The 14,359-nt window shown below is 71.1% G+C and carries 16 protein-coding genes; 5 read left to right on the forward strand and 11 right to left on the reverse strand.

The features are described 5' to 3' along the window. The first annotated feature begins 316 nt into the window (after positions 1–316). Positions 317–1,609, forward strand: coding sequence for an aspartate--tRNA(Asn) ligase (gene aspS, locus NLX83_RS22520; RefSeq protein ID WP_254237105.1), 1,293 nt, complete (start codon positions 317–319; stop codon positions 1,607–1,609). Here the strand turns inward: aspS and NLX83_RS22525 are convergent. The 5 genes from NLX83_RS22525 to NLX83_RS22545 form a co-directional block, all read right to left on the reverse strand. Beyond that, entirely contained in the window at positions 1,606–2,133 is a 528-nt protein-coding gene (locus NLX83_RS22525) for a hypothetical protein (protein ID WP_254237106.1), read from the reverse strand. The genes aspS and NLX83_RS22525 overlap by 4 nt on opposite strands. Continuing rightward, positions 2,130–2,486, reverse strand: coding sequence for a DUF6114 domain-containing protein (locus tag NLX83_RS22530; RefSeq protein WP_254237107.1), 357 nt, complete (start codon positions 2,484–2,486; stop codon positions 2,130–2,132). The genes NLX83_RS22525 and NLX83_RS22530 overlap by 4 nt, the downstream gene beginning before the upstream one ends. Beyond that, entirely contained in the window at positions 2,486–3,091 is a 606-nt protein-coding gene (locus NLX83_RS22535) for a DUF6230 family protein (protein WP_254237108.1), read from the reverse strand. The genes NLX83_RS22530 and NLX83_RS22535 overlap by 1 nt, the downstream gene beginning before the upstream one ends. A 142-nt stretch (positions 3,092–3,233) precedes the next feature. After that, positions 3,234–3,761 carry a hypothetical protein gene (locus NLX83_RS22540; protein ID WP_254237109.1) on the reverse strand — a complete coding sequence of 176 codons (528 nt, stop codon included), beginning with the start codon at positions 3,759–3,761 and terminating at the stop codon, positions 3,234–3,236. After that, positions 3,758–4,645, reverse strand: a complete 888-nt coding sequence (locus tag NLX83_RS22545) for a hypothetical protein (RefSeq protein WP_254237110.1) — start codon at positions 4,643–4,645, stop codon at positions 3,758–3,760. Before NLX83_RS22545 ends, NLX83_RS22540 begins: the two co-directional genes overlap by 4 nt. Positions 4,646–4,790: 145 nt before the next feature. Between NLX83_RS22545 and NLX83_RS22550 the strand changes: the two genes are divergently transcribed. Continuing rightward, the gene (locus NLX83_RS22550; RefSeq protein WP_254237111.1) at positions 4,791–5,990 is read left to right on the forward strand and encodes an outer membrane protein assembly factor BamB family protein; all 1,200 of its coding nucleotides are present in this window, start codon (positions 4,791–4,793) and stop codon (positions 5,988–5,990) included. Here NLX83_RS22550 and NLX83_RS22555 read toward each other — a convergent pair. Beyond that, entirely contained in the window at positions 5,987–6,838 is an 852-nt protein-coding gene (locus NLX83_RS22555; RefSeq protein WP_254237112.1) for a class I SAM-dependent methyltransferase, read from the reverse strand. The genes NLX83_RS22550 and NLX83_RS22555 overlap by 4 nt on opposite strands. Beyond that, the gene (locus tag NLX83_RS22560; RefSeq protein WP_308209353.1) at positions 6,835–7,743 is read right to left on the reverse strand and encodes an NAD(P)/FAD-dependent oxidoreductase; all 909 of its coding nucleotides are present in this window, start codon (positions 7,741–7,743) and stop codon (positions 6,835–6,837) included. Before NLX83_RS22560 ends, NLX83_RS22555 begins: the two co-directional genes overlap by 4 nt. 63 nt (positions 7,744–7,806) lie before the next feature. Here NLX83_RS22560 and NLX83_RS22565 point away from each other — a divergent pair, with 63 nt between their 5' ends. Then, positions 7,807–8,376: a helix-turn-helix domain-containing protein gene (locus NLX83_RS22565; RefSeq protein WP_254237458.1), complete on the forward strand. Its 570-nt coding sequence runs from the start codon at positions 7,807–7,809 to the stop codon at positions 8,374–8,376. A gap of 225 nt (positions 8,377–8,601) precedes the next feature. Here NLX83_RS22565 and NLX83_RS22570 read toward each other — a convergent pair whose 3' ends face one another. From NLX83_RS22570 to paaI, 3 genes are read right to left on the reverse strand one after another with little or no spacing between them, the layout of a single operon-like run. Further along, the gene (locus NLX83_RS22570; protein ID WP_254237113.1) at positions 8,602–9,198 is read right to left on the reverse strand and encodes a TetR/AcrR family transcriptional regulator; all 597 of its coding nucleotides are present in this window, start codon (positions 9,196–9,198) and stop codon (positions 8,602–8,604) included. Beyond that, the gene (gene paaK, locus NLX83_RS22575; RefSeq protein ID WP_254237459.1) at positions 9,191–10,441 is read right to left on the reverse strand and encodes a phenylacetate--CoA ligase PaaK; all 1,251 of its coding nucleotides are present in this window, start codon (positions 10,439–10,441) and stop codon (positions 9,191–9,193) included. The genes NLX83_RS22570 and paaK overlap by 8 nt, the downstream gene beginning before the upstream one ends. A 50-nt stretch (positions 10,442–10,491) precedes the next feature. After that, a complete protein-coding gene (paaI, locus tag NLX83_RS22580; RefSeq protein ID WP_254237114.1) occupies positions 10,492–10,866 on the reverse strand; it encodes a hydroxyphenylacetyl-CoA thioesterase PaaI in 375 nt (124 codons plus the stop codon). 118 nt (positions 10,867–10,984) lie between these two features. Between paaI and NLX83_RS22585 the strand changes: the two genes are divergently transcribed. Together NLX83_RS22585 and NLX83_RS22590 are read left to right on the forward strand one after the other, a co-directional pair. After that, positions 10,985–12,151, forward strand: coding sequence for a thiolase family protein (locus NLX83_RS22585; RefSeq protein WP_254237115.1), 1,167 nt, complete (start codon positions 10,985–10,987; stop codon positions 12,149–12,151). Positions 12,152–12,162: 11 nt separating this feature from the next. Beyond that, complete coding sequence (locus NLX83_RS22590; protein ID WP_308209354.1) at positions 12,163–13,011, forward strand: 3-hydroxyacyl-CoA dehydrogenase family protein; 849 nt, start codon at positions 12,163–12,165, stop codon at positions 13,009–13,011. Here NLX83_RS22590 and NLX83_RS22595 read toward each other — a convergent pair whose 3' ends face one another. Further along, positions 13,012–14,082 (reverse strand): acyltransferase family protein, encoded by a 1,071-nt coding sequence (locus NLX83_RS22595; RefSeq protein ID WP_254237116.1) that lies wholly within the window; start codon positions 14,080–14,082, stop codon positions 13,012–13,014. It abuts the gene before it with no gap. Positions 14,083–14,359 lie beyond the last annotated feature (277 nt).

Below are 14,359 nucleotides of genomic sequence, written 5' to 3' on the forward strand. Positions count from 1 at the left end.
GGCGGAAAATGACGAGCGCGCCGCCGCCGGGGCGGTTTACCCTCGGCGGCAACGCGTTGACGGAGACGAGTAGCCAGGGACCACGCGGGCGGGAGAGAGCCGCCGGTAGCTGGGAAGGCGGCCCCGCGCCCCTGTGCGAAGACCCTCCCGAGTGCGGGGAGGAACGGCGCGCGGCGCCCCATGCCCCGCCGGTATGGCCCCCGTGATCGGGCCGCGACGAGTCCGCCCCACGGCAGGGGCGGAGAAGGTGCGGTGGTACCGCGAGTCCCCTTCTCGCCCGCACTCCCAAGGGATCGCACACGCACGAGGAGTGTGGATGATCTCTCGTTCTCTCGCCGCGGACCTGCCGGGGCGCATCGGTGACCGCGTTCGCGTCGCCGGCTGGGTGCACCGCAGGCGCAGGCTGAAGTCCGTCGCGTTCGTCGTCCTCCGGGACCGCTCCGGGCTGGCCCAGGTGGTGCTGCCCGGCTCAGCGGAAGCGGTTCCGCCGGAGGAGACCGTCGTCGAGGTCAGCGGCCTCGTCGTGGCCAACCCCCGGGCACCCGGCGGCGCGGAGCTGGTCGAGCCGGTGATCACACCGCTCGGCGAGCCCGCGCGGCAGCCGGTGTTCGACCTCTACCGCCCGACCGTTCCGGCATCGCTGACGACCGTGCTGGACAACGCCCCGGTCGCGCTGCGGCACCCGAAGCTGCGCGCCCGCTTCGAGATCGCCGCCGCTGGCGTCGCCGGATTCCGGTCCACATTGGACGGTCTCGGGTTCGTCGAAGCGCACACGCCCAAGATCGTCGGCTCGGCGACGGAGTCCGGCGCGAACGTCTTCGGCATCGACTACTTCGGCCGTCCCGCCTACCTCGCACAGTCACCGCAGTTCTTCAAACAGGCGCTGGTCGGGGTGTTCGAACGGGTCTACGAGGTGGGGCCGGTGTTCCGCGCGGAGCCGCACGACACCACCAGGCACCTCGCCCAGTACACCAGCCTGGACGCGGAGCTGGGCTTCATCGAGGACCACCGCGACGTGATGTCGTTGCTGCGCACCACGATCGCGGGCATGATCGGTGCGGCGGCCGAACGGGCGGGGGCGGCGCTGGACCTCCTGGCGGTGGACCTGCCCGCGGTGCCGGAGGAGATCCCGGCGGTGCACTTCGCCGAGGCGCAGGAGCTGATCGCGCGGCACACCGGGGAGGACCCGCGTGGTGAGCCGGACCTGGCGCCCGCGCACGAGCGGTGGCTGTCGGAGTGGGCGCTGCGCGAGCACGGTTCGGAGTTCCTGTTCGTCACCGGCTACCCGATGGCGAAGCGGCCGTTCTACACCCACCCCGAACCCGGGAACCCGCGCTACTCCAACAGTTTCGACCTGCTCTTCCGGGGACTGGAGCTGGTCACCGGAGGGCAGCGGCTGCACCGGCACTCCGACTACCTGGCCGCGCTCGCCGAGCGGGGCGAGGACCCGCAGTCCTATGTGGACTATCTCGGGGTGTTCGCCGGTGGGATGCCGCCGCACGGCGGTTTCGCCATCGGCCTGGAGCGCTGGACGGCACGCGTGCTCGGGGCCGCGAACATCCGCGAGACCACGCTGTTCCCGCGGGACCTGAACCGGTTGTCGCCCTAGGACCCGTCGACGGCGTGCAGGGTCGCCGTGCGCGCGGTGACCCGCACGTTGTCGGCGGTCACCTCGGTCAGCCGGAGGTAGGGCACCGGCACGATGGGCAGCCCGTTGCCGAGTGTGATCGGGACGAGGCCGAAAAGCTTGCCGGACAAGGAATCCGCCCTCAGTTCGACGTTGCTCAGCCGGGCGTCTGCGACGTGGAACTCGGTGTGACCGCGCGCGGTCACCAGGGTGGCGTCGACGATCTCCAGGGTCTCGGTGCCGATGCTGACCGCCGTGCCGGGCGCGGGGCTGACCGACCGCGCCGTCACCGACCTGGCCTTGAGCTGGTTGCGTGCCGGGCCTGTCCGCGCCGGGGCCTGCTGGAGACAGGCGGCGAGGATGTCTGCGGCTTGGCGCTCCTCGATGCTGCCGGACTGGGGCATGGTTCTCGGGAGCCGGTCCACGGCGCAGCCCGGCTCGGCGTGCGCGGGGACGGCGGTGATGGTGGAGGCGGCGAGCAGGAGGAGCGCGAGGCCGGTCCTCATCGCGCGTCGCCGGACTGCCAGGCCAGCGCGAGCGAGCCAGCGACGAGCGCCAGCAGCATGCCGACGAGGAACCCGCCGAGGTTGGCCACGAGGTAGGCGACGAAGGCCAGCAGCAGCACGCCCGCGCCGATGACCCTGGCCCGGTGCGGGTACCTCCACAGCGCCACCCCGCCCGCGACCAGGCCGATCGCGGTGAGCAGCGAGCCGATCCCGCCGATGCCCTGGACGAGCAGGAACTCGTAGCCGGTGATCGGCAGCAGCACGATCTCCAGGCCAGCGGCCACCGCGAGCAGCCCGGCCGCGAACGGCCTGCCGCCGCACCAGGTGGCGAAGCGCCGGTCGATCGCGGCCATCAGAAGCACTCCTGCCTGCCGGGTTTGACCACGATGCTCAGCCCGGTCATCCGGAAGGTGCCCGCGGTGGTGGTGCTCGCGTTCGCCTTGAGGTCGGTGATCACGATCCGGTCCGCCTGGTGCGCGTAGTCCCCGGCGCGCCCGGTGATCCCGGTGGCGCCGTCGATGCGCGCGGCGTCGATGCCGAGGGACAGGTTCGTCGCGGTGGCCTCGGCGCGCATCTCGGTCAGGTTCAGCACCAGGTTGCGTGCCTCGACCGGTCTGTCGCCGCCCGCTTCGGCGCGGATGGTGACCGAGCCGACCGGGGTGGGCACGAGCGCGGAGAAGCACAGGCCGCTGACCAGAGCCGAGGCCATGCCGGTCACCGCCATCGGGGACCTCGACCCCTGCCCGAGGCCGACGAACTGGGCGAAGCCCTTGCCCTCCACGCGTTTCGCGGAGAACTTGAAGTTCTTTCCGGACAGCGCGAACGAGGTCGGCAGCGCGGCGCTCGCGGTGGCGTAGACCAGGCCCCCGGCCAGGGCGAGGCTCACGGTGACGATCACGGCGAAGCGGGACCAGCGGGTCCGACCGGCGCTGTGCGGGGCCGGTGCGTCCTCGGTCATGGCAGACCTCGCAGACGGGCAGAGGGGGAACAGAAACCGCTGAATCCTAGGCCCTCACGGCATTTCCACGAACGGCTGATACCGCGTCCACCGGAAAGTGTGGTCTGACCACGCTTTTCCCCCTGTCGGACCCGCACGGCGTTCAAGTGCCACCGGCCGGACTGACCCAGTCCGTGCAGAAGGTGCCGGAGATCCGCGGACCGCGGTGGTGCGGCGGGACCTGGGCGCACGCGCGGAACCACCGGGCTCGTCCCGCGTCGTCGGCCACTCGCACCCCTGGCGTCGAGGCGCCCGCGGTGATCGGCTGCGCGCCGCATTGCCGCCACCGGGGCTCGGAGTCCGGGGCGCGTTCGTAGCTCCAGTCGAACCAGAGGCGGTCCAGCACGTCGCGAGACGTTTCGAGGTGCGCCCACGCGATCGCGCCGTCGGTGCGCAGCTCGATCGCCCTGTTCGGCACCGGGTGCCCGACCGGTCCCGGCGCGGAGATCGCGACCGTGAACGACGTGGTGTCGTTGGGCGGCAACGCTTCCCCGCAGTGGCCGTATGCCAGCAACGGGCTGTCGGGCTTCGGCGAGGACGGTCCGGTCGTCGCGAGGAACGCCGCCTGACCGCCCGCGAAGCCCAGCACCGCGCTTGCCAGCAACACCGCGAGCTTTCGCGCGGTGCTCAATCGTCCGCTCGGGTCGCGCTCGTGCAGATCTCCCTGCCACGACCGGGAATCTGGTCTTCCGGCGGCACCTGGACGCAGGCGCGGAACCAGCGGGGCCATCCGTTGCGGTCGCGGGAGAGCAGGCCCGGGGTCTGCTGCACCTTGTTGGACAGTTCGCCGCCGCACTCCCGCCAGCTCTCCCGCGGCGTGCCGGACTGCTGGTAGCTCCACAGCAGGTAGGCCCGGTCCTGCTGGTTCGGGGACTGCGCGAGGTAGGCGTAGGCGTGCCAGGCGTCCGCGTCGTCCTTCTGGATCCTCAGTTCGATCCTGCGGTTCGGGTGCGGGTTGCCCGGCGGCCCGGTCTCCGCGGTGAGCACCAGGTAGCCGCTGCTGTGGCCGGTCGTGAACGCCTCGGCGCAGGAGGGGAACGCCAGCACGGACGGCGGCGGGTAGGAGTAGCGCGCCACCGCGAAGCCGACTCCGCCGGACAGCATGAGCACCGCCGCCACGAGCACCGGCCACCACCGCCACCGCGGCTTGGGGCTGGGTGCGGCTTTCGCCCCGGGCACCCGAGCCTGCCGCTGCCGCAGCCGCGCGTCGGCGATCCGGTCGAAGGCGTTGGCGAAGCCGCGCACCGTCGCATCGGGATCGGGCAGCCCGGCGCTTTTCGCCAGCCGCCGAACCATCCGGCACAGGGCGTCGCTGTCGCGCGGTGCGTGCGTGCCCGCGAACCAGTTCCGCACGGTCGTGACGTTGGCCCGGCCGCGCGAGTCGGGGAACGCCATCCGCGCCAACGCGTCCAGGCTCGTCCCGCCCGCGAGCTCGCGCAGTGCGGTCAGCTGCTCCGCGAGGTCCTGTTTCGTCTCGATCCGCTCCGGGTCGAGATCTTGTCCAGCCGACGGCACGGCGCGAGAGGTTAGCAGGTTTGCCCAGCTCGCCCCGAATGTTGAACAGGGGTCTGGGCAACTTGAACGGCTCCTGAGCACCGGCCCGCCGAAGCTCTGGCACCGCGTGGCCGACCGGTCGCGCGAGGACGCTGGAGAGGGATCGATGAGTCACACATTCCGGAGGGTCGCGGCGGCGCTGGCGGTGGCCGCGCTCGCGGGCGGCTGTTCGGGCGCCGCGCCGACGGGGCAGCCCGGCCCGAGCAGCTCGGCTCGGCAGCTGTCCACGGTGCCGCCGACCGAACTGGGCGATGAGGTCGCCAGCCTGCGCACCTCTGGGTACTTCACCCACGACGACGCCACCCTCTACGCCACGACGAGCGGCATGGACGACAAGGGCGTTGTCGCGCTCGCCATCGCGACGGGGGAGCAGCGGTGGGCGATCCGCTTTCCTGACGGCGGCGAGTCCAGGGACGGGAGCGAACCGGTTCTGGTGACCGCCAACGGCAGGGCGCTCGTCGTGCACTCGTACACGGCGCGCAAGCGAGATCAGGGGACCGTGGCGGGCTACGGGTACTCCGGGGTGCTCGCCGTCGACGCGAAGACGGGCGAGGGCGTCTGGAACACCGAGGTGCTGAGGGGCGAGCGGTTCGCGACGCCGCCCGGCATCGGCCTGGTGGGGCGCGGTTCCACGCTGGCCGCCTCGTGGGCGGTGAAGGGGCCGGGGTCGAGCGTCTACCACCTGGCCCATCGCACGGCCGCCGCGTTGGACGTGGCGACAGGCGCGGAGAAGTGGCGCCGGGACAACTTCTCGCCCCGCGCGGTCGACGGGGCGGTGATCGCGGGTTTCGCCACAGGACAGGCCAAGCCGATGGGGCTCGACGCCGCCGATGGCCGTCCACTGTGGAGCGTCGACAGGTGGGTGATCAACGACGAGCTGCGCTGGGTCGCCCCGGGCCGGGTCTTCCTGCTCGGCCTCGGCCTCACCCAGCTGCTCGACAGCGCGACCGGCGCGGTGCTGCTGGACCTGCCCGGGAACAGCTACACCCACGCGGGGGAGGCGGGTGAGGACGTGCTGCTGTTCCGCTCCGGCAGCACCATGGCGGGCTACGACGCGAAGACCCTGGCGAAGCTCTGGGAGTTGCCCGACAGGAGCACCAGGCGGGTCGCCCCGGACCTGTTCGGGGTCGCGTGGCGCGGGACGGTCTACGGCTCCATGACGTCCCCGCAGTCGCAGCACATCGCCCTGGAAGCACGCACTGGCAAGGAAAAGGTCGTGAACCTGTCGTGCAGGCCCACGATCCTCGTTCCGGGTCACGCGCTGTGCGGCGACAACCGCCTCACCGTGCACCCCTTCGGCGGCTAGGGCGTGGTCGCCAGGTAGATCGTCCTGGCGCCCAGCACGAACGCGTCCGGCCTGCGCAGCACCCCGGCCTCGTCCTCCGGGTCGAGCAGCCGGGCCAGCGTCGCGGCGTCCTCTTCGGAGAGCCGGTCGGCGCTGAAGTCGCCCCAGCCGGTCAGGACGGAGTGCACGTACCGACGGGTTCGCTCGTCGATCCGCGAGGGGTGGTCGACGAGGAAGCTCCGCGTGCCCACGTGCCGCATCCCGGCCCGGCCGATCATCGCGGCCCAGTCCTCGACGACGTCGACCTTGCCGGGCAGCTCCGCCCGCATCTCGGCGAAGCCGGTGCTCACCGCCACGTCCAGCCGGGACTGGAAGCCCGTGCGGCCGATGCCGATGTCGCGCGGCAGGAACCGGAACGGCAGGCCGCCCTCCATCAGGGCGAGCACGCCGCCCGGCCGCAGCAGCCCGGCGAGCTCGGCCAGCCCGGCCTCCTGGTCGCCGAGGTGGTGCAGCACCTGGCCGATCCAGACCACGTCCGCCGTGCCCAGCTCGCCGAACTCGTCGGGGAGCTGGGCGTGGCGGGTGGTGAGCCGGACGCCGAGCCGCTCGGCGCGCGCCGCCGCCCGTTCCAGCAGGGCGGGGGCGCCGTCGACCGCGACGACCTCCGCGTCCGGGTAGAGCCGGGCCAGCTGGCACGCGGCGACGCCGGGGCCGCTGCCGATGTCGAGCACGCGCCCGGCCTCCGGCCGTACTTCCCGCACCCACTGGAACGCCTGTTCCACGAGCGGGAACACGACCTCCGCCTCGCGCTCCATGATCTCGCCGCGCTCGTTCCAGTCGAGGTGGTCGTGATGCTTGTGCCCACTCACAGTCCGTGCACCCTTCTCTCCGCGGTGGCCTCGTCGAGGACGAGGTCGTTGTTGACGTTCATGCCAGCCTTGGCGCCCTGCGCGGCGGCGATGATCACCTGAGCCATCGGGTCGACGACGTTGCCCGCCGCGTACACGCCGGGCACGGTCGTCCGCCCGTCCGCGGTGTGCTCGGCGCCGAGCTGGGCCAGCAACCCGTCGTTGACGGCGAACACCGTCGGTACGAACAGGGCGGACCGGGCTTCACAAGAGCCGTCCGCGAGTTCGACGCCGACGACCTTGTCGTTGTCCACCAACACTTTCACGACGTCACTGTCCACGATGCGGACGCCGCGCGCGAGCAGCTTCGCCCGGTCCTGCTCGGGCAGCCGCGAGCCGAAGTACACGACGTCGTCCGACCACTGGCGGAGCAGGAGCGCCTGGTGCGCGCCCCTGGGGTCGGTGCCGAGCACGCCGATCGGCTGGTCCCGGACTTCCCAGCCGTGGCAGTACGGGCAGGCCGCCACGTCGTCGCCCCAGCGCTCGCGCAGTCCCTCGACCGGGGGAAGCTCGTCGCGCAGTCCCGTTGTCACGACCAACCGCCGCGCCGACACCGCATCGCCATCGGCCAGCTCCACCGCGAAGCCCGTGCCTTCGCGGCGCGCGGACACGGCCCGTCCGGCTCTGACTTCGCCGCCGTACCCGATGATCTCCTTGCGCCCCACCGCGAGCAGCTCGCCCGGGGGCATGCCGTCGCGCGACAGGAACCCGTGCATGTGCGCGGCGGGCTGGTTGCGCGGTTCACCCGCGTCGATCACCAGCACGCGTCTGCGCGCCCTGCTCAGCACCAGCGCCGCGCTCAGTCCCGCGGCACCACCGCCGACCACCACAACGTCGTACATCACGACCACCTCCGCGATCGACACTGCGCCGACGATCGCGGTCTTGACAAACTTTGTTGCTGAACCTGCAATAACGGAATGGACGAGATGGACGCGGTGCTGAACGAGGTCGGCCCCCGGCTCAAACGGGTGCGCAAGGAACGCGGAGCGACACTGGCCGCGCTGTCCAGGGTCACCGGGATCTCGGTGAGCACGCTGTCCCGGCTGGAGTCCGGGCAGCGCAGGCCGAGCCTGGAGCTGTTGCTGCCGATCGCCCGCGCGCACAAGGTGGCGCTGGACGAGCTGGTCGGCGCGCCCGAGGTGGCCGACCCGCGCATCCGCCCGTCCGCGGTGCTGCACGGCGACATCACCGTCTACCCGCTGACCCGCCAGCCCGGCGGGCTCCAGGCGTTCAAGATGATCATCCCGCCGAGCCGGGACACGCCGAAGCCGCGCACGCACGAGGGCTACGAGTGGTTCTACGTGCTCAGCGGACGGCTGCGACTGGTGCTGGGCGAGCACGACGTGGTCATGCGGACGGGGGAGGCCGCGGAGTTCGACACGCGGGTCCCGCACTGGTTCGGCTGCGCGGGCGACCGCCCGGCGGAGATCCTGAGCCTGTTCGGGCCGCAGGGCGAACGCATGCACCTGCGAACCAGGAACAGGCCGAAGTCCTAGACCTCGTCTCGCTCGTCCAGGCGCACCCCTCAACGCGCGCTGAGGTCGCCAAAATCCCGTTTCGTACTCTTAGCGGCTTTTGGGAGCGCTCTTTTTCCCGCTAAGAGTACGAAACGGGGTTCTCTAGACCACGCGCGCGGAGGATGGGGGGTTCGGGCGGGCGTGGGGCATGGGCACAGTTTACGTGGTGCGCGGAGTGCGGGCGGGCATCTTGCGGGACAGGGGTTAGTCGACGCGGAGGCCCGCGAAGGCCAGGGTGGAGACGGCGTCGGCGAGGGCGTCGGGGGTGATGCCGCCGCGCGGCCGGTACCACTCGATCACTGAGTTGATCATGCCGAAGAGCAGCCTGCTGGTGACCGCCGGATCGATGTCCGAGCGCAGGTCCCCGTCCGCCGCCGCCTGCTTGACCAGATCGGTGACCAGCTGGTCGAACTCGCGCCGCCGGGCCAGCGCCGCGCGCTCCACCTTGGTGTTGCCGCGCACCCGCAGCAGCAGCGTGACGAACGGCAGCCGCTCCACCAGCACCGCGACGCTGCGCCGCACCACGTGCTCCAGCCGGTCGATCGCCCGGCCCTCCAGGGACCGCGGTTCCTCGGTCACCGCGAACAGCCCGTCCAGCGCGCGGTCCACCGCCAGGCGCAGCAGCTCCTGCTTGCTCGGGACGTGGTGGTAGATCGCGGACTTGGTGATGCCGAGCTTGCGGGAGAGCTCCTCCATGCTGGTGCCGTCGTACCCGCGTTCGTTGAACAGCTGCACCGCGATGGCCAGCAACGACTCCAGGTCGTACCCGGGACGTCCGCGCCGGGTGGTCTGCTCAGTCATCGTGCCGCCGATCGATCACGCGCCGCAGCTTACCCACCGAACGCTCCAATGTGGACGGTTCGACGACTTCGACGTCCACCGTGACGCCGACGCCGTCCTTGATAGCGCGCAACAACTCCGTCGCCGCGCCCGGATCACCCTCGCCCGGCCCGGACTCCACCCGCACCGTCATGTGGTCCATCCGCCCGCGCCGGGTCAGCACCAGCTGGAAGTGCGGGGCGAGGCCGCGGGTGCGCAGCACGATCTCCTCGATCTGGGTGGGGAACACGTTCACCCCGCGCAGGATGATCATGTCGTCGCTGCGGCCGGTCACCTTCTCCATCCGGCGCATCGGCCGCGCGGTCCCCGGCAGCAGCCGGGTCAGGTCGCGGGTGCGGTAGCGGATGATCGGCAGCGCCTGCTTGGTCAGCGAGGTGAACAGCAGTTCGCCGTGCTCGCCGTCGGGCAGCGCGTCCCCGGTGACCGGATCGACCACCTCGGGGTAGAAGTGGTCCTCCCAGACGTGCAGGCCGTCCTTGGTCTCGACGCACTCGCTGGACACGCCCGGCCCGATCACCTCGGACAGGCCGTAGATGTCCACCGCGTGGATGCCCATCCGCTGCTCGATCTCCGAGCGCATCTGCTCGGTCCACGGCTCAGCGCCGAAGATGCCGGTGGTCAGCGAACAGGTGCGCGGGTCGACGCCCTGCCGCTCGAACTCCTCCAGCAGCGTCAGCATGTACGAGGGCGTGACCATGATGATCTCGGGCTCGAAGTCGGTGATGAGCTGCACCTGGCGCGCGGTCATCCCACCCGAGGCCGGGATCACCGTGCAGCCAAGGCGTTCCGCGCCGTAGTGCGCGCCGAGCCCGCCGGTGAACAGGCCGTAGCCGTAGGCCACGTGCACCTTCTGGCCGGGACGCCCGCCCGCGGCGCGGATGGAGCGGGCCATCACGTCCGACCACATGTCGATATCGCGCGCGGTGTAGCCGACCACGGTGGGCTTCCCGGTGGTGCCACTGGACGCGTGCAGCCTGCGCACCTGCTCCGGCGGCACCGCGAACATGCCGAACGGGTAGTTGTCCCGGAGGTCGTTCTTGGTGGTGCACGGGAACTTCGCCAGGTCTTCGAGTCCGCGGCAGTCCTCCGGGTGCACCCCGGCTTCGTCGAACTTCTTGGTGTAGAAGGGAACGTTGCGGTAGGCGTGCCGCAATGTCCACTGTAGACGTTCGAGCTGGAGCGCGGTCAGCTCGTCGGCCGACATCCGCTCGGCGTCGTCCAGGCTCGCGGGGTCGGGCGAGGGACCGAGTCTGCTCACTGCTCTCCTCCGATCACCCGGCTGCGCCCGCGGAACTCGGCGATGAGCCGGTCCCCGCTGTGCACCGTCACGTCGTAGATCCCGCTGCGGCCGTAGCGCGCCCGTTCGGTGGCGACGGCGGTCAGCTCCTCGCCCTCCTTGGCGGGGGCCACGAAGCTGATGTCGGCCCCGGCCGCCACGGTCACCGGGCCGTGGCTGTTGCACGCGAACGCGAATGTCGAGTCGGCGAGCAGGAACACGTAGCCGCCGTGCACGATGCCGTGCCCGTTGACCATGTCCGAGGTGATCAGCATCGACGCCTTCGCGTGCCCGGACCCGGCTTCCACCGGGCGGATGCCCGCGTGACGCGAGGCGTTGTCAGCGGCATACATTCGCCGTACGGACTCGGGCACCTGCGGCTGTGACACTCGCTTCCCCGCCTTGCTGGCTGACCGACTGTTCGGTTAAGAATGTGGATCTGCCCACGGGGTGTCAAGAGCGGAGGACGGCATGTCCGAGGTGTTCCTGGTCGACGGAGTCCGCACCCCGCAGGGCCGCTACGGCGGCGCGCTCGCCCAGGTCCGGCCCGACGACCTCGCGGCGCTGGTGGTGGGCGAGGTGGTCCGGCGCTCCGGGGTCCCGGCCGACGCGATCGACGAGGTGGTCCTCGGTGCCGCGAACCAGGCGGGCGAGGACAACCGCAACGTGGCGCGGATGGCGGTGCTGCTGTCCGGGCTGCCCGAGCACACCCCGGGCTACACGGTGAACCGGCTCTGCGCGTCCGGGCTGACCGCCATCACCTCGGCGGCCCAAGCGGTGCGCGCGGGCGAGGCCGACATCGTCGTGGCGGGCGGCGTCGAGTCGATGACCCGCGCGCCGTGGGTGATGGCCAAACCCGGAACGCCGTGGGCGCGTCCGGGCGAGGTCTTCGACACCTCCCTGGGCTGGCGGTTCGGCAACCGGAAGTTCGACGCGAAGACGACGCTGTCGATGGGGGAGACGGCCGAGGAGGTCGCCGCGCTCGACGGCGTCACCCGGGCCGACAGCGACGCATTCGCGCTGCGCAGCCACCACCGCGCGATCGCCGCGATGGACGCGGGCCGCTTCGACGCCGAGCTCGTCCCGGTCGGCGAGGTCACCGCCGACGAGGGGCCGCGCCGCGAGACCACGCTGGAGAAGCTGGGCAAGCTGCGCACCGTCTTCCGCGAGGACGGCATCGTCACCGCCGGATCGTCCTCGCCGCTCTCCGATGGTGCTTCGGCGATCGTTGTGGCCAGCGAAGAGGCTGTGCGCAGGCACAATCTGACCCCGCGCGCCCGGGTGACCACCGGGGCCAGCGCGGGCGTCTCCCCGCACATCATGGGCATCGGGCCGGTTCCCGCGACGGAGAAGGCGCTGGCGCGCGCGGGCTGGGGCGTCGGCGACCTGGACGCGGTGGAGCTGAACGAGGCGTTCGCCGCGCAGTCGCTGGCCGTGATCCGCCGCCTCAAGCTCGACGAGGACCGGGTGAACTCCGATGGCGGCGCGATCGCCCTCGGACACCCGCTCGGATCGTCCGGCGCGCGCCTGGTGGTCACGCTGCTCGGGCGCATGGAGCGCGAGAACGCCCGGCGCGGCCTGGCCACCCTGTGCGTCGGTGTCGGTCAGGGCGCCGCCCTGCTCGTCGAAGCCGTCTGAAGGGAAGTGCTGTGGGACCGAAGATCGTTGGTGTGATCGGCGGCGGGCGGATGGGCGCGGGCATCGCCCAGGTCTTCGCCGCCGTGGGCGCCGGGGTGACCATCGTGGAGAGCTCGGCCGACGCGGTCGCGGCCGCCCGGGACCGCCTGGCGACCGGCCTGCGCAGGGCGCACGAGCGCGGCAAGCTCGACGGCGAGCCCGCCGAGGTCCTCGACCGCGTGGTGTTCGTGACCGAGGTGGCCGCGCTGCCCCAGGACGCCGAGCTGGTGGTCGAGGCCGTGCCCGAGGTGATCGGCCTCAAGCTCGACGTGCTGGTCGCGGCCGAGATGGCGGTCGGGGACTCCACCGTGCTCGCCACCAACACCAGCTCGCTGTCGATCACCGAGATCGGTGCCGCGCTGGCCAGGCCGCACAACTTCCTCGGCATGCACTTCTTCAACCCCGTCCCGGCGTCCACGCTGATCGAGCTCGTCAGCGGCCCGGCGACGGCGTCCGCGACGACGCGGCGCGCGCTGGAGTGGGTGCACGCGCTCGGCAAGACCGAGGTGCTGGTGAAGGACTCGCCCGGCTTCGCGACGAGTCGGCTCGGGGTGCTGCTCGGCCTGGAAGCCATTCGCATGCTCGAGGAAGGCGTGGCGGACGCGGAGTCCATCGACCGCGCGATGGAGCTGGGTTACCGGCATCCGATGGGCCCGTTGCGGTCGACGGATCTCGTGGGGTTGGACGTGCGGTTGGCCATCGCGGAGTACCTGCACCGGACGCTCGGCGAGCGCTTCGCCCCACCGGCGCTGCTGCGCGAGAAGGTCGCCCGCGGTGAGCTGGGCCGCAAGTCCGGCCAGGGCTTCTACACCTGGGACTGATCAGAGCACGCGACGGACACCGGGGAGACGGCGGACCGGCCCCGCGAGCAGGAAGCAGGCCGGGAGGACCACGGCAGCCGCGATCGCGAACTTCGCCAGCGTCGGGAGATCCAGCACGCTGAGGGCGTGACCCGCCGCCGTCACCACGAACGCGTGGATCACGTACACGGTGAACGCGTGAGTGGACAGGTAGCGGAGCAGCGGCCCCTGCGCGGTGAACCTGCGGCGGAAGAGAGCGAGCAGCGCGAGGACGGTGCCGACGGCGAAGGCGGAGTCCCACAGCGCGTAGAACAACGAGCTCAGGGTGCCGTGCCCGAGCCACTCGGTGCCGTCGGCCAGCGCGAGCGGGAGGAACAGCAGGGTGGCGCCGATGGCCAGGCCGAGCCCGGCCCTGCCCGTGCGCGCGGTGATGGCGGACGGCCAGCCGCGCCGGTACGCCACGGCCCCCAGGACGAAGAAGCTGACGTACTGCGGGAGGTAGGAGCTGGTCGGGAAGCCGATGACCGGCACGAAGAGGTCTACCGGGAGCACCGTCCGCACCGCGTAGGTCACCAGGGCCAGCCCGAGCACGAATCCGATCACCGCCAGGGAGGTGGGCGGCTGGGGATTTCGCGGGCGCGGTTGGCGGTTCCTGGTCGCGTGGCGGAAAGCGGCGTAGGACCCGTCGAAGACGAGGATCGCGAGCACGAACCACAACGGCCCGGTGCCGATGGTGTTCAGGTAGAACTCGAGCGGTGAGTCGCCGTGGTCGACGCCGATGTGGATGATCGGGTTGAGCACGAAGTAGAACACCACCAACGGGATTCCCAGGCGGAAAAGCCGTTCGCGGACGAAGGCGCGCGGGCCTTTGCGGTCGTAGGACCCCGGCGTGAAGTATCCGGATAGTAGAAAGAATGCCCCCATAAACCATGCCTGGTTGAAAAGCAGGAAGACCGTCAGGCCGAGCTCGACGGCTTCGCTGGTCGATTTCTCGGTGTAGTACCAGACCGGGAGCCCGCTGTAGGTGGCCGCGGTGTGGTGCAGGACCACCAGCGCCGTCAGCAGGACGCGCAGGTTGTCCACGAACCACATTCGCGACGGGGTGCTTTTGCTACCAGGTAAGGTGGTTGAGGTCGTCGCGTCGTCCATGTCCCCTTCCTCCCTCGGGTGCTCCGATGTGGAGAGGGGACGGTATGTGCATGGACGCGCGTTTGGGTGGAGCTGAACCTACTTTCGTGCCGATTGGCGGGAAAAAGGCTCCAAGCGGTGCACAGTGGATTCGTCCAACTGTTCCAGCCTGCTCGGGGTGGCATCGGGAATTCTGATTCGGGAATATGAACCGGGCGCGGGCGGTAATATCGTGCTTACC

Origin of the sequence: Allokutzneria sp. A3M-2-11 16 (assembly GCF_024213555.1) — a bacterium.
In the GTDB taxonomy this organism is placed as follows: domain Bacteria; phylum Actinomycetota; class Actinomycetes; order Mycobacteriales; family Pseudonocardiaceae; genus Allokutzneria.